Origin of the sequence: Aquamicrobium zhengzhouense (assembly GCF_016124105.1) — a bacterium.
Classification (GTDB): Bacteria; Pseudomonadota; Alphaproteobacteria; order Rhizobiales; family Rhizobiaceae; genus Aerobium; species Aerobium zhengzhouense.
Genome location: NZ_JADGMQ010000014.1, coordinates 1 through 14,922, shown reverse-complemented (window position 1 = coordinate 14,922; position 14,922 = coordinate 1). Strand labels below are relative to the sequence as shown.

The 14,922-nt window shown below is 60.5% G+C and carries 13 protein-coding genes; 4 read left to right on the top strand and 9 right to left on the bottom strand.

The genetic code is table 11. The annotated features are described in order from the left end of the window. Positions 1 to 35: 35 nt before the first annotated feature. Complete coding sequence (locus tag IOD40_RS16175; protein WP_325099757.1) at positions 36 to 1,202, top strand: divergent polysaccharide deacetylase family protein; 1,167 nt, start codon at positions 36 to 38, stop codon at positions 1,200 to 1,202. Between the two features lie 5 nt (positions 1,203 to 1,207). Then, positions 1,208 to 1,732 (top strand): RNA pyrophosphohydrolase, encoded by a 525-nt coding sequence (locus IOD40_RS16170; protein WP_198477739.1) that lies wholly within the window; start codon positions 1,208 to 1,210, stop codon positions 1,730 to 1,732. 72 nt (positions 1,733 to 1,804) lie between these two features. Here the strand turns inward: IOD40_RS16170 and IOD40_RS16165 are convergent, their stop codons facing one another. The 7 genes from IOD40_RS16165 to IOD40_RS16135 form a co-directional block, all read right to left on the bottom strand. Further along, a complete protein-coding gene (locus IOD40_RS16165; protein WP_198477738.1) occupies positions 1,805 to 2,209 on the bottom strand; it encodes a F0F1 ATP synthase subunit epsilon in 405 nt (134 codons plus the stop codon). Positions 2,210 to 2,264: 55 nt separating this feature from the next. Further along, positions 2,265 to 3,731 carry a F0F1 ATP synthase subunit beta gene (atpD, locus tag IOD40_RS16160; protein WP_198477737.1) on the bottom strand — a complete coding sequence of 489 codons (1,467 nt, stop codon included), beginning with the start codon at positions 3,729 to 3,731 and terminating at the stop codon, positions 2,265 to 2,267. 66 nt (positions 3,732 to 3,797) lie between these two features. Then, on the bottom strand, positions 3,798 to 4,673 hold the full coding sequence (locus tag IOD40_RS16155) for a F0F1 ATP synthase subunit gamma (protein WP_198477736.1): 876 nt from the start codon (positions 4,671 to 4,673) through the stop codon (positions 3,798 to 3,800). A gap of 30 nt (positions 4,674 to 4,703) precedes the next feature. Next, positions 4,704 to 6,230 (bottom strand): F0F1 ATP synthase subunit alpha, encoded by a 1,527-nt coding sequence (gene atpA / locus IOD40_RS16150; protein ID WP_198477735.1) that lies wholly within the window; start codon positions 6,228 to 6,230, stop codon positions 4,704 to 4,706. Then, positions 6,230 to 6,772 carry a F0F1 ATP synthase subunit delta gene (locus IOD40_RS16145; RefSeq protein WP_210336952.1) on the bottom strand — a complete coding sequence of 181 codons (543 nt, stop codon included), beginning with the start codon at positions 6,770 to 6,772 and terminating at the stop codon, positions 6,230 to 6,232. Before IOD40_RS16145 ends, atpA begins: the two co-directional genes overlap by 1 nt. Positions 6,773 to 7,022: 250 nt before the next feature. Next, positions 7,023 to 7,418, bottom strand: a complete 396-nt coding sequence (locus tag IOD40_RS16140; protein WP_198477733.1) for an AGROH133_08824 family phage infection protein — start codon at positions 7,416 to 7,418, stop codon at positions 7,023 to 7,025. A 90-nt stretch (positions 7,419 to 7,508) separates the two neighbouring features. Then, positions 7,509 to 9,686 (bottom strand): primosomal protein N', encoded by a 2,178-nt coding sequence (locus IOD40_RS16135; RefSeq protein WP_198477732.1) that lies wholly within the window; start codon positions 9,684 to 9,686, stop codon positions 7,509 to 7,511. 92 nt (positions 9,687 to 9,778) lie between these two features. On the opposite strand from IOD40_RS16135, the gene fsa reads away from it, so the two are divergent. Continuing rightward, on the top strand, positions 9,779 to 10,432 hold the full coding sequence (fsa, locus tag IOD40_RS16130) for a fructose-6-phosphate aldolase (RefSeq protein WP_198477731.1): 654 nt from the start codon (positions 9,779 to 9,781) through the stop codon (positions 10,430 to 10,432). A gap of 17 nt (positions 10,433 to 10,449) precedes the next feature. Here the strand turns inward: fsa and lptE are convergent, their stop codons facing one another. Together lptE and leuS are read right to left on the bottom strand one after the other, a co-directional pair. Continuing rightward, a complete protein-coding gene (lptE, locus tag IOD40_RS16125; RefSeq protein ID WP_198477730.1) occupies positions 10,450 to 11,088 on the bottom strand; it encodes an LPS assembly lipoprotein LptE in 639 nt (212 codons plus the stop codon). After that, complete coding sequence (gene leuS, locus IOD40_RS16120) at positions 11,075 to 13,702, bottom strand: leucine--tRNA ligase (RefSeq protein ID WP_198477729.1); 2,628 nt, start codon at positions 13,700 to 13,702, stop codon at positions 11,075 to 11,077. The genes lptE and leuS overlap by 14 nt, the downstream gene beginning before the upstream one ends. A gap of 153 nt (positions 13,703 to 13,855) precedes the next feature. Between leuS and IOD40_RS16115 the strand changes: the two genes are divergently transcribed. Then, the gene (locus IOD40_RS16115; RefSeq protein ID WP_198477728.1) at positions 13,856 to 14,518 is read left to right on the top strand and encodes a YggS family pyridoxal phosphate-dependent enzyme; all 663 of its coding nucleotides are present in this window, start codon (positions 13,856 to 13,858) and stop codon (positions 14,516 to 14,518) included. Positions 14,519 to 14,922: the final 404 nt, after the last annotated feature.

Sequence of the window (14,922 nt, the reverse complement as noted above, 5' to 3'; positions counted from 1 at the left end):
TTGCGAATCGACCTTGCCAAGGGCTGCGCAACCACGTGAACGAGCAACGTACGCAACGAGAAATCGACAAACCACTTGGCCTGCCCGAACAGCGTGGCCGCCGGCCCTCTTCGGGGTTCCGCTTCGGCCTTCAGCAAGCTTTTATCAGCCTCGTTGCCGCATTTCTGATCATCTCCTCGACCTTGATTGCCATTCGCGAGCGTCCCTACCGGATGCCGGAGCCTGTCGACACCGCAGCATCTGCTGCGCCGACAGCGCCGCGGCAGAGCGAGCTACCCGCCGCCTACCCGTCTGCGCAGAGCGCACCGGATCCTGCGATCATTCGGGTCCCGCAAGCGACAAGCAATCAAGGCGCTATCGTGGTTCGCGACCCTACCGCCCGCACCGGCCAGGACCTTCGTGTGGCGCATTTGCCGGAACGCGGCCTGGTCGAAGAGAGCGAACATGGCTTGCTGCCGATCCGCGCAGAGGATGGACGCCGTCCTTTCGAGGTTTATGCAAGACCCTGGTCAGGTGCCCGCGGAGCGCGTGTGGCCATCATCATTGGCGGCCTCGGCGTCTCGCAAACCGGCACCCAGGAAGCGATTGCAAAGCTCCCGCCCCAAATTACCCTGGCTTTTGCCAGTGGCGGCAACAGCCTCGACAGATGGATGCAGAGTGCGCGGCAAAAGGGCCACGAAATCGTCCTCCAGGTGCCACTGGAGCCGTTCGATTATCCGCAGATAGATCCCGGCCGCAACACCCTGACCGTCGACGCTGCCCCCTCGGAGAACCGTGATCGCCTTTATGCGACGCTGGGCCGGATCACAAACTACACCGGCATCATGAATTATATGGGAGGACGGTTTCTCACCGACCGTGAGGTGGCCGGCCCATTTTTTGCGGAGCTTGGCAATCGGGGTCTGTTATATCTCGACGATGGATCATCCGCGCGTAGCCTGGCTCCGGAACTTAGCCGAAGCGCGCGCGTCCCTTATGCAACAGCCGATTTGACGATTGACACGGATCGTGACGAACCGGCCGTCCTTCGCCGTTTGGACGACGCCGAGCGCACCGCCCGCGCGCAGGGCCACGCGATTGCTGTTGGTTCAGCGTTTGGCACCACGGTTGACGCTGTCACCCGCTGGGTGCAGGAAGCTCAACGCCGAGGCGTTGAGATCGTGCCGGTCTCCGCCCTCGCCCACGATCCTCAATCCGAGTGAACCAAATGACTGATATCCGACCACTGGTCGATCCTGAAACCCTCCCCTACCGCCTGTGCGTCGGGGTCATGGTCCTGAATAGGGCCGGTCTCGTCTGGACGGGGCACAGGATCCCTCTTTTCGAGAGCGAGATCGACGGCACCGATAAGCTATGGCAAATGCCACAGGGCGGGATCGACAAGGGTGAAGACGCCTATGCAGCGGCGCTGCGAGAACTCTACGAAGAAACGGGCATGCGTTCAGTAAGCCTGCTCCAGGAAGCACCCGACTGGATCAAGTACGACCTTCCTCCGGAACTCATCGGCGTTGCCTTTAAGGGAAAGTACCGGGGACAGGCTCAGAAATGGTACGCATTTCGATTTGAGGGCGACGAAGCGGAGATTGCGATCAACCCGCCCCCCGGAGGCCACGAGCCTGAGTTCGACCGTTGGGAATGGCGGCCGATGGAAACCCTTCCCGATATCATCGTTGCCTTCAAGCGCCCGGTCTACGAAGAAGTCGTCGCAACCTTTCGCCACCTCGCGCCATGACCGCCCCGAGCCATCCGGAAATAAAAAAGGCCAGCATAAGCCGGCCTTTTTTCAATTCATTCGGGTCAGACTTCAGGCAGCAAGTGCGCTCTGCAGCGTGTTGAGCTGCGCAAGCAACTGCTCTGCCTTGGTGCGCGAAGCGTCATCCTTGGCGTCTACAATGTCTTCCTTGGCGTCCTGAATGCGGCGAGCGAGATCTTCGCGATCGAGCTCGTTCACCGCAACAGCCGACTCTGCCAGCAGAGTGCAGCCTTCCGGGACGATATCCGCAAAACCACCGAACACGACGAAACGCGTCTCGCCGCCCGATGCCTGCTTAACCGTGACAACGCCCGGCTTGACCGTGGTCATGACCGGAGCGTGCTTGGCCATGACCGTCATCTCGCCTTCCGTCGCCGGAATGGTGACAGCTTCGACCATGTCGGAAACGAGCAGGCGCTCGGGCGAGACCAGTTCAAACTTGAAGGCTTCAGCCATGAAATCCTAGCAGCGGCGGATGCCGGAGAGGCATCCGCTGGCCACTACTCCCTTGTTACGCCGCTTCCGCAGCCAGACGCTGTGCCTTCTCGACGGCTTCCTCAATGGAGCCGACCATATAGAAAGCTGCTTCCGGAAGGTGATCGTATTCGCCGTTCACCAGGCCCTTGAAGCCCTTGATGGTGTCAGCAAGATCAACCAGCTTGCCGGGTGCGCCGGTGAAGACTTCAGCGACGAAGAACGGCTGCGACAGGAAGCGTTCGATCTTGCGAGCGCGAGCAACGGTGAGCTTATCTTCTTCAGAAAGCTCGTCCATGCCCAGGATCGCGATGATGTCCTGAAGCGACTTGTAGCGCTGCAGCGTCTGCTGAACTTCGCGAGCAACCTCGTAGTGCTCCTCGCCGACGATCTGCGGATCGAGCATACGCGACGTGGAGTCCAGCGGGTCCACGGCCGGGTAAATACCCTTTTCCGCAATCGCACGGTTCAGCGTCGTGGTCGCATCAAGGTGCGCGAACGACGTTGCTGGTGCCGGGTCGGTCAAGTCGTCGGCAGGGACGTAAATCGCCTGAACCGAGGTAATCGAGCCCTTCTGCGTCGTCGTAATACGCTCCTGCAGTGCACCCATGTCGGTTGCCAGCGTTGGCTGATAGCCCACTGCCGAAGGAATACGGCCGAGCAGGGCCGACACTTCCGAACCCGCCTGGGTAAAGCGGAAAATGTTGTCGACGAAGAACAGAACGTCCTGGCCTTGGTCACGGAAGTACTCAGCGACGGTCAGCCCGGTCAGAGCAACACGTGCACGTGCCCCCGGGGGCTCGTTCATCTGACCGTAAACCAGTGCGGCCTTCGAACCTTCGCCGCCGCCCTGCTTGTTCACGCCGGATTCGATGAACTCGTGGTAAAGGTCGTTGCCTTCACGGGTACGCTCACCGACACCGGCGAAGACGGAGTAGCCGCCGTGCGCTTTGGCGATGTTGTTGATCAGTTCCTGAATGAGAACGGTCTTGCCAACGCCAGCACCGCCGAACAGGCCGATCTTACCGCCCTTCGCGTATGGTGCGAGAAGGTCGATGACCTTGATGCCGGTCACGAGGATTGCTGAATCGGTCGACTGCTCGACATATTCCGGAGCCGGAGCGTGAATGCCACGGACTTCGGTTGCATTGATCGGGCCGCACTCGTCGATCGGCTCGCCGATGACGTTGATGATGCGGCCGAGCATCTCGGGACCAACCGGAACCGAGATCGGCGCGCCTGTGTCGACCACTGCCTGACCGCGAACCAGACCTTCGGTCGCGTCCATCGCGATGGTACGGACAATGTTCTCGCCAAGGTGCTGTGCGACCTCGAGGACGAGACGCTGACCCTGGTTATCGGTTTCGAGCGCGTTCAGGATCGCCGGCAGGTCGCCGTCGAAGGCGACGTCGACGACAGCGCCAATGACCTGATGGACCCTGCCGGTTGCGCCCTGCGCCGCGATACTACTCGCGGGCGCATTTGGGGTAGCTGCATTAGCCATTCTAATTACCCTCTTCAATCGTTCCGTTTGTCCGGCCTGCGCAAGCTTGCGCCGCGTGGGCCGGAACTAGAGCGCTTCCGCACCCGCGATGATTTCGATCAGTTCGGTGGTGATCTTCGCCTGACGCTGGCGGTTGTACGTGATCGACAGCTTGTTGATCATGTCGCCCGCATTGCGCGTCGCATTGTCCATGGCCGACATCTTGGCGCCCATCTCACCGGCCGCATTTTCAAGCAGCGCGCTGAAGACCTGCACCGAAATGTTGCGCGGGATCAGATCCGAAAGGATTTCACCGGCATCCGGCTCATACTCGTAGATCGCGGTTTCACCCGCGTCCTGCGCTGCCTCTGGAGCGGCAGCCGGAATGAGCTGCTGCGCCGTCGGGATCTGGCTGATCACTGACTTGAACTGCGAATAGAACAACGTCGCAACGTCAAACTCGCCTTCATTGAAGAGCGAGATCACCTTGCGAGCGATCGCGTCAGCATTGGCAAAACCAACCTGCTTGACGTCACGCAGTTCGATACGATCGATGATCTTGTCGGCGAAGTCACGACGCAGAATGTCATAACCCTTCTTGCCGACAGTGATGATCTTCACCGTCTTGCCCTGAGCAATCAGCTCACGAGCGTGATCGCGCGCAAAACGCGCGATCTGCGAGTTGAAACCACCGCAAAGGCCGCGCTCGGCAGTGGCGACGATCAGCAGATGAACGTCGCTCTTGCCTGTGCCGGTCATGAGCACCGGGGCATCAGCCGGATCAACGACCTTGCCAATATTGGCCATCACCGCAGCCATTCGCTCGGAATATGGGCGAGCGGCTTCCGCAGCCTCTTGGGCGCGACGCAGCTTCGCCGCGGCGACCATCTGCATCGCCTTGGTGATCTTCTGCGTTGCCTTAACGGAGGCGATGCGGTTGCGAAGTTCTTTCAGTGAAGCCATTCGGCTGCCCCTGTTCCTTTACGCTATGCCTCAGGCGAAGGACTTTGCGAACGTGTCGATCTCGGCCTTAAGCTGGGCGCGCAGATCGTCAGTAAGCGCCTTCTCCTTGCGGATGCCATCCAGAACCGCGCGCTGCGAACGCAGATGCGTCAGCAGGCCCTGCTCAAACTTGCCGACCTGGTTGACCGGCAGATTGTCGAGGTAGCCCTGGGTGCCGGCGAAGATCACGGCAACCTGCTCTTCAGTCTTCAGCGGCGAGAACTGCGGCTGCTTCAGAAGTTCGGTTAGACGTGCACCGCGGTTCAACAGGCGCTGCGTTGCAGCGTCAAGGTCCGAACCGAACTGCGCGAATGCAGCCATTTCACGGTACTGAGCAAGCTCACCCTTGATCGAGCCGGCAACCTGCTTCATCGCCTTGATCTGAGCGGCCGAGCCAACGCGCGAAACCGACAGACCGACGTTCACTGCAGGGCGGATGCCCTGGAAGAACAGGTTGGTCTCAAGGAAGATCTGGCCGTCGGTGATCGAGATCACGTTGGTCGGAATGTACGCCGAGACGTCGTTTGCCTGGGTTTCGATGACCGGCAGAGCCGTCATAGAGCCAGAGCCCATCTCGTCGCTCATCTTCGCCGCACGCTCAAGAAGACGTGAGTGCAGGTAGAAGACGTCACCCGGGTAAGCTTCACGACCGGGCGGACGACGCAGCAGCAGCGACATCTGACGGTAAGCAACAGCCTGCTTGGTCAAGTCGTCATATGCGATCAGCGAGTGCTTGCCGTTGTCACGGAAGTATTCGCCCATCGCAGCGCCGGAGAACGGCGCCAGGTACTGCAGCGGAGCCGGGTCCGAAGCGGTAGCAGCAATGATGATCGAGTATTCGAGAGCGCCACGCTCTTCGAGGACCTTCACCAGCTGCGCTACGGTCGAGCGCTTCTGGCCGACTGCAACATAGACGCAGTAGAGCTTCTGGCTCTCGTCGTCGCCGTCGTTAAGCGGCTTCTGGTTAAGGAAGGTGTCGAGAATGATCGCGGTCTTACCGGTCTGACGGTCACCAATGACCAGCTCACGCTGGCCGCGACCAACCGGGATCAGAGCGTCGATAGCCTTGAGGCCGGTCGACATCGGCTCATGAACCGACTTGCGGGGGATAATGCCAGGTGCCTTGACGTCGACGCGAGCGCGCTGCTTCGCGTTGATCGGGCCCTTGCCGTCGATCGGGTTGCCGAGTGCGTCAACAACGCGGCCGAGCAGTTCCGGACCAACCGGAACGTCCACGATCGCGCCGGTGCGCTTGACGGTGTCGCCTTCCTTGATGTCGCGGTCGGAACCGAAAATAACGACACCGACATTGTCGGCTTCAAGGTTGAGCGCCATGCCGCGAATGCCGCCCGGGAACTCGACCATCTCACCGGCCTGGACGTTGTCGAGGCCGTAGACGCGAGCAATACCGTCACCGACCGACAGAACCTGGCCAACCTCGGAAACTTCGGCCTCTTTGCCGAAATTCTTAATCTGATCCTTCAGAATTGCGGAAATTTCCGCAGCGCGGATATCCATCAGCCGACCTCTTTCAGTGCGAGCTTAAGCGAAGCGAGTTTGGTTTTTAGCGATGTGTCGATCTGGCGCGAGCCCATCCTGACCACAAGACCGCCAAGAAGAGATGGATCCACCGTCAGCGAGACTGCGACTTCTTTGCCCGCAACCTGTGACAGCGCATCCTTCAGCTCCTTTTGCTGAGCAGCGGTCAGCTCATGCGCTGACGCCACTTCGGCAGCGACTTCGCCGCGCGCACGCGCTGCGATCTCGCGAAAGGCACGAATGATGCCCCGAATGGCGAACAGGCGGCGATTCTGCGCAACCACACGCAGGAAATTGCCAACCAAACCGCCTATCTCGGCCTTATCGGCTACCGCCGACACAGCCTTGAACTGGTCTTCTGCAGAGAAAACAGGGCTGGTAATCAGGCGCCTGAGATCTTCGCTCTCTTCGATGAGAGCCTCAAAACGCGCAAGATCCTTTTCGACCTGCGCTACCTGTCCAGCTTCTGCGGCGAGGTCATGAAGCGAACCCGCATACCGCTCGGCTACCGCTGAGATCATCGAGCCTGACTTTGCCACGGACCGCCTTTTCTCTGCTCGTCGGACATAGAGTTGTGGGCTGGAGTCGGTGCTCTGCCTAAATCTCTGTCCGGGTTGAAATTTTCCACGGGGAGTAAGGCCAAGCCCCGTCCCCAACTGAAAGTCGAATGCCGTCTAGCACAGGCTTTCCTCCCTCGCAACAAGTGGAAATCCGCCTCCTTCGGGCTGATTTGTCGCAGGCCTTCGATTCTTGCCGGGGCCGCGCCATGAATCACGGCACCATGCCGAGGGCGAATGCAAGGACACAGCCCGCAAGTGCGACCTCAATGACCAGCCAAACCCAGTTATAAATGGTGTTTCCCTGATCAGAGAGCATCGAAACAACACGTCCGAACGCGGTCAGCGCCCAGCAGACACCCAAAGTCAGGTAAATCAGTGGCTGAGCGAGGAGAATCGCCGCCAGACCGACACCGATGTAAAAACCGGACATCGTCGCGCGCGCCTGAGCGACTGCCTCAGGATGTTCGGAGGCGGTCTGCAGGCGCAGGATTTTAAGGGTAAGCCTGGGTGCAAACAGCATGATAAGGCCGTAGACGAGCGTGAAGGCGGCTACGGACCATGCCAGCCACTCCCCCTGGCTCAATGGCCACGGAAACGCGAATTCCATCGGGTCTCTCCAAAAGATTCGCGCGCACATTAATAGAAGCTTCCGCCCCTGTCGTGAGGCAGCGGACTGATTGAGGCAATTTTCCCGCCGTCAGAGGAAGCTTTGCGGATCTACATCCACCTGAACGCGAATCGATCCGCGTTCCTTCGGTGCGGCAGCCAGCAGGGCGCGCAGATAGGACTGGATGTCGGATTTGCGCTCACCGTGCACCAGCAACCGGAAACGATGCCGTCCAGCGACGACCGCCAGAGGCGCTTCTGCCGGGCCAAGAACAGAGATATCGGGCGAACCAGGTGCCACTCTTCGCAACGCGCGCGCATGTGCTTCCGCTTCCGCCCGCGTTGCCGCACTGACGACGATCGCAGCGAGCCGTCCAAAAGGCGGCAGATGCTCGCGTTCACGTGCGGCAATCTCCTGCTCGTAAAAGGCCTCTGCCTGCCCCGAAACAAGTGCCCGCATCACCGGATGATGCGGCTGGTAGGTCTGGATCAAGCCAAGACTTTTCTTGCCGGTTCGCCCTGCGCGCCCGGTCACCTGATTGAGCAACTGGAAGGTGCGCTCGGCCGCGCGCGGGTCGCCATTGGCCAGGCCAATATCCGCATCGACGACCCCGACCAGCGTCATGTTCGGGAAATTATGCCCCTTGGCGACCAGTTGTGTGCCGACAACAATGTCTGCCTCACCATTCGCAACCGCCTCGAATTCGAGACGCAGACGTTTGACGCCGCCCATATCGGATGAAAGCACGATGGTGCGTGCGTCTGGGAAATGCTGGACGATCTCTTCGGCGATACGTTCGACGCCCGGCCCGCAAGCCACAAGATGGTCCAGCGTGCCGCAGGATGGACATGCCTCAGGCCGGTGTTCGTTGTGGCCGCATTGATGACAGACTAGCTTGCCGCGAAAACGATGTTCGACCAGCCAGCTCGAGCAGCCCTCGCACTGGAATCTGTGCCCGCACACCCGGCACAGCGTTAACGGGGCATAGCCGCGGCGGTTGAGGAACAGCAAAGCCTGTTCCTTTCTTTCGATCGTCTTGGCGACTTCCTCGATCAGGGCTGGCGACAGGAAACCGCCCCGCGCGGGCGGTGCCTTGCGCATGTCAATTGCGCGGAGATCCGGCATCGCTGCCGAAGCAAAACGGGTCGGCAGGACGACCTTGGAGTAGCGGCCCTGCAACGCGTTCACCTGCGTTTCCACCGAGGGTGTCGCAGAGGCAAGGACGACGGGGAACTTGCCCAGATGCCCGCGTACCACCGCCATATCCCGCGCCGAATAATAGACGCGGTCCTCCTGCTTGTAGGCGGGGTCATGCTCTTCATCGACGACAATCAGCCCCAGATTCTGGAAAGGGAGGAACAGTGAAGAGCGTGCACCTGCCACCACTCGCACTCTTCCTTCTGCCACTTGCCGCCAGACGCGTTCACGCGTCCGCGGGGCAAGATCCGAGTGCCATTCGGCGGGCTTGGCACCGAACCGGTCATGGAACCGGTCAAGAAATGCCGCGGTGAGCGCAATCTCCGGGACGAGGACAAGCACCTGCTTGCCCTGCCTCACCGCAGCAGCAATAGCTTCAAGATAGACTTCGGTTTTGCCGGACCCGGTGACGCCATCAAGCAGAGTGGTCGAAAAGCCGGCACCTACCTTCTGCACGAGTTCATCTGCAGCCGCACGCTGGTTCGGCGAAAGGGTCGGTGTCGCATATTCGGGGTCGGGCAACGCCACGACGGGCGGCGCGGGAATCTTGACCTCCTCGAAGATGCCCTGCTCGGCGAGGCCGTTCACGACGGTCGTGGATACGCCCGCGGCGCGCGCGACACCCGAGCGGGTCCAGGCCATGCCATCACGGGCCAGTTCAAGAACCCTCTGGCGGGCGCTCGTCATCCGGTCCGGCTCATTTCCTGCCCAGCGAATGCCTTCAAGCGGCGGTTCTGGATCGAACGCGGCGGGTGCCCGCAAATACATGCGTGCCACCATGCCCGGTGCCGCAAGTGTCCAGCTGGCGACCCAGTCGACGAACCGGCGCGAGGCTTCGTCGATCGGGGGGCAATCGAACACATGACTGATCGGCCGCAACTTCTTGGGATCGACCTTGTCGGTAGGCGTATCCCAGACGATGCCCGACACCTCGCGAGGGCCCAACGGGACGCGCACAATCGACCCCGGCTCCACCGCCATGCCATCGGGCACGGAATAGGAATAGGGTCGCTCTGCCGGCATCGGCACCATCACGGGCACGACGCGCAAGGGTTTCGAATCTTCACTCATCGGGCGTGACCTTGCCCTCTTCCTGCGCTAGAGCAAGTGGCAATCGGAAGCGACAGGGCCTCCCCCTGCCCGAGTCTCCAAGGAAGGAAGCCATGAAGTTCTTTGTCGACACAGCGGACGTTAAAGAAATCCGTGAACTCAACGACCTCGGCCTTTTGGACGGCGTCACAACCAACCCGTCGCTGATTCTCAAGTCGGGCGGCAATATTCTCGAAGTGACCAAGGAAATCTGCGACATCGTTGATGGTCCGGTCTCGGCGGAAGTCGTCGCCACCGAATATTCCGAGATGATGCGCGAAGCTGACATCCTGTCGAAGATCGCTGACAATGTCTGCATCAAGCTGCCTCTGACGCTGGATGGCCTCAAGGCTTGCAAGGCACTGACCTCCAGCGGCCGCATGGTCAATGTCACGCTCTGCTTCTCTGCCAACCAGGCGCTGCTGGCAGCGAAAGCTGGCGCGACCTTCATCTCGCCCTTCATCGGCCGCGTCGATGATATGGGCATTGAAGGCATGGAGCTGATCGCCGAGATTCGCACCATCTATGACAATTACAGCTTCAACACCGAGATCCTTGCCGCCTCGATTCGCACCACCAATCATGTGAAGCAGGCTGCGCTGATCGGTGCTGACGTTGCAACGATCCCGCCGGCAACGCTCAAGTCGCTGGTCAAGCACCCGCTGACCGACAAGGGTCTTGAGACCTTCCTCGCCGACTGGGCGAAGACCGGCCAGAAGATCGGCTGATCTGGATGGAGAGCCGGTCAGAAACTGGCCGGCTCACCTGGCCTTTCGCGGGCCTGAAGCTCTTCGGGGCTGGATAGGATCGCAGGCGCCTGAGTAGATGTCGCGTTGCGCAATTCCTGCGCAATCACCAGGCGCATGATTTCGGCAAGTTCGCGCGCACCGCGATTTTCTGCGTCACGCCGTGCCCGCAGCGCCGCAAATTCCTGCGCCGGAATGTCGTACGCCGCCTGTACCGAGCGAGCGCCACGGGAGATGACCCTGCCCGTCGCAAATTCGGTTAGCGTGTACTGGCTGCGCACCGTCATGATGCCGGAAGAAGGCTCAAGCGTCCGGCTCTTCGTCTCGATCGTCGGACCACTCGACGCAAACGACGACACGCCGAGATCGATACGGTAGGCAGGATTGGCGGGCTGCCCCTTGCCACCACCCAACAGGAAGATCAGGTGATTGCGGACCTCCTGGCCAACGCGGTCGCCGGCAGGAACGACTGCGACCGAAGCCAGCACAGCGCTGTCGTGCACGGACGCACCAATCGCAGCGGACCGGTCCCCATAGAGCGGCTGCACAGTGCAGCCGCCAAGGGCAACCAGGGCCAGCATCATGGTGGCAACCCCGCGCAAACGAGGTTGCTGAACGGCCCGGTCAGATGACGACATTGACGATCCTCTGCGGTACGACGATGATTTTTCGCGGCTCCTTGCCATCCAGCGCCGCGCGAACGACGTCGGACGCGAGCGCCGCTGCCTGGATCTCAGATTGATCCGCGTTTCTGGAAATTGTCAAATCCCCGCGCTTCTTGCCGTTGATCTGCAGCGGCAGCGTGATCTCGTCATCGACAATCAGAGCCGGATCGAAGGTCGGCCATGCCTGCTCGGCGACGAGCCCCTTCGCACCGAGTGCAACCCAGCACTCTTCAGCAAGGTGCGGCATCATGGGCGCGAACATCTTGATCAGTGCTTCCACTGCATCACGAAGGGCTGCGCGCGTCGCTTCGTCGGATGAAGACGCCTTCTGGACATAAGGCGAAATCGTGTTGACCAGCTCATAGAGCTTGGCAACCGCCTTGTTGAAGCCAAGACGCTCGATCTCTTCGCCAACGGCCTTGATCGCCTTGTGAACCGACTTCGACAGGGCCGCAGCCTCGCCGTCGTGAGCCGGTGCAGGTGCGACGCCTTCAAGTGCAGGCGCGGCCTCCGAAATCATGCGCCAGGCGCGCTGAACGAACCGGTGAGCGCCCTCGACACCCGCCTCGGTCCAGATCACGTCGCGCTCCGGGGGCGAGTCCGACAGCATGAACCAGCGAGCCGTGTCCGCGCCATAGCTGCCGATGATGTCGTCCGGATCAACGACGTTCTTCTTCGACTTCGACATCTTCTCGATGGAGCCGATTTCTACCGGTTCGCCAGTGGCGTCGAGGGTTGCACTGCGATCCCCGTCAACTTCGGTGATCGTGATTTCCGCAGGCGATACCCAGCCTTGCGATCCCTTATACGTCTCGTGAACCACCATGCCTTGGGTGAACAGGCCCTTGAATGGCTCCTCCACGACGTTGACATGGCCGGTCGCCTTCATCGCGCGGGTGAAGAAGCGCGAGTAGAGAAGGTGAAGGATCGCATGCTCGATGCCCCCAATATACTGGTCAACGCCCAGCCAGCCGTTCTTGCCGTCGACATAGTCGAGCGTCGTCGCCTCCGTCTCGTTCCATGGATCGGTGAAACGAGCGAAGTACCACGACGAATCCACGAAGGTATCCATCGTGTCCGTATCGCGCCGCGCGTCCTTGCCGCAGGTCGGGCACGACGTGCGCTTCCAGGTCGGATGATGGTCGAGCGGGTTGCCCGGCTTGTCGAACGACACGTCATCCGGCAGGAGGACCGGCAGCTGGTTGGCCGGAACCGGAACCGAGCCGCAATCGTCGCAGTGAATGACCGGGATCGGGCAGCCCCAATAGCGCTGACGCGAGATCAGCCAGTCGCGCAGACGGAACTGCACCTTACGCTTTGCCTGCGGACGGCCATCGATCTGAACCGCCTCAAGGCGCTTCGCGACCTCCTCAAACGCTTCCTTCGGTGACATACCGTCCAGGAAGCGCGAATTGATCATCACACCATCATCGGTGTAAGCCTCGTCACCGATCGTGAATGTCGCCGCATCGGCATCCGCCGGCATCACCACCGGAACAACCGGCAGGTCATATTTACGGGCAAAATCCAGGTCGCGCTGATCGCCAGACGGGCAACCAAAGATCGCGCCGGTGCCGTAATCCATCAGAACGAAGTTGGCGACGTGAACCGGCAAGGTCCAGCTCTCGTCAAAGGGATGTACGACCCGAATACCGGTGTCGAAGCCCTGCTTTTCAGCCGTCTCAAGCTCCGCAGCGGACGTGCCGCGGCGGCGGATCTCGGCGATGAAGCTCGCAAGCGCGGGATTGTTCTCGGCAGCTTTCTTTGCCAGCGGATGGTCCGCGGCAATGGCCATGAAAGAAGCGCCAAAGATCGTGTCGGGGCGCGTGGTATAGACCTCAAGCTCGGTCTCGCCCTCCGGCGCGGTTGCCGGGTCGAGCTTCCAGCGCAGCTGCAGGCCCTCCGATCGGCCGATCCAGTTGGACTGCATCAGCTTGACCTTGTCCGGCCAGCGATCAAGCGTGTCGAGACCGTCGAGCAGGTCCTGCGCCATTGAGGTGATCTTGAAGAACCACTGGGTCAGGTCGCGTTGTTCAACGAGCGCACCCGAGCGCCAGCCACGGCCGTCGATCACCTGCTCGTTCGCCAGAACGGTCATGTCGACCGGGTCCCAGTTGACCTTGGCGTTGCGGCGCTCGACGAGGCCCGACTTCCAGAAGTCGAGGAACATCTTTTGCTGGTGACGATAATAGCTCGGGTCGCAGGTCGCGAATTCGCGCGACCAGTCGAGCGACAGACCCATCGTCTTCAGCTGGCCCTTCATCGTCTCGATGTTTTCGTAGGTCCAGGCTCGCGGATTGACCTTGTTGTCGCGTGCAGCATTTTCGGCTGGCAGGCCGAATGCGTCCCATCCCATCGGATGCAGGACGTTGAAGCCCTTGGCGCGCTTGTATCGGGCGACCACATCGCCCATCGTGTAGTTGCGCACATGACCCATGTGGATGCGCCCAGACGGGTACGGGAACATCTCCAGGACGTAATACTTCTCACGCGGGTCGTCGTTCTTGGTGGCGAATAGCTGAGTCTCTTCCCATGCCTTCTGCCATTTGGGTTCGGATGCGCGGGGATTGTATCGTTCGGTTGCCATGACCAGAAATTCACCTAAAAGACGCCCGAAAGGGTGCCGGAAGGGTTGCAAAGTGCCAGAATGTCGATTGCACGGCACTGCCTTCACCATGGTTTCCGGAAACCGTCAACCAAATCGGGGCGATTTGACGTCTAAAAGATCGGAATTTGAAGCATGAGTGATGCGGTTGCACGGCTCGGTGCCGTCAGAGACAAGATTGCAGAAGCCGAACAGGAGGCCAAGCGCCCTGCCGGTACAGTGGGCCTTGTTGCCGTCTCAAAAACCTTTGACGCGAGTGAAATCCTGCCGGTCATTAAGGCCGGACAGCGCATCTTTGGCGAGAACCGGGTTCAGGAAGCTCAAGGCAAGTGGCCGTCCCTTCGCGAAGCGTTTCCAGATCTCGAGCTTCGCCTGATCGGCCCCCTGCAATCCAACAAGGCCAAGGAAGCTGTCGCCCTGTTTGACGTTATCGAAACGGTCGATCGCGAGAAGATCGCCTCCGAGCTTGCCAAAGAAATCGCAAAGCAGGGCAAGGCGCCAAGGCTATATGTCCAGGTCAATACCGGGCTTGAAGACCAAAAGGCGGGGATCGATCCGCGAGAGGCGGTCGCTTTCGTCAAACGCTGCCGCGAGGTTCACGGCCTGGAGATCGAGGGGCTGATGTGCATTCCGCCAGTCGACGAAAATCCCGGGCCTCATTTTGCGCTGCTTGAAAAGCTGGCGCGCGAGGCTGGCGTCGAGAAGCTCTCAATGGGCATGTCGAGCGACTACGAGATCGCGATCGCCTTTGGTGCAACCAGCGTGCGCGTCGGTTCAGCTATTTTCGGCAGCCGGTAAAGCAATAACAGCGCCCAAATCCGCGGTGCCGCTGCATAGGCTGCCGGGGCAGCCGGAGCGCTTTCGTCTTACCCAAACGCCGAGCACCTCTTGGCTCGCGCCCGGATCCTCCCCCACATGTGGGGGAGGTGGCCCAATGGGCCGGAGGGGGCGGCAGGCCGTCCGCTTTCAGGTTGATCCCGCGATGCAGCGAACCGATCAATCGTCAGTGGCGGTATTGTCGGACCGGGCATTATGTCAATAATGCCGACCGATTGCCGCAACGCGGCACGCATAAGGAGGAATACGAAATGTCGAACGGCCCTGTTCACCCTGTCCAGTCTGCGTGGAAGACGGACGCGCTGATCGACAATGAGACGTATCTTGAGTGGTATGCGGCAAGCCTTGCCGATCCGGACGGGTTC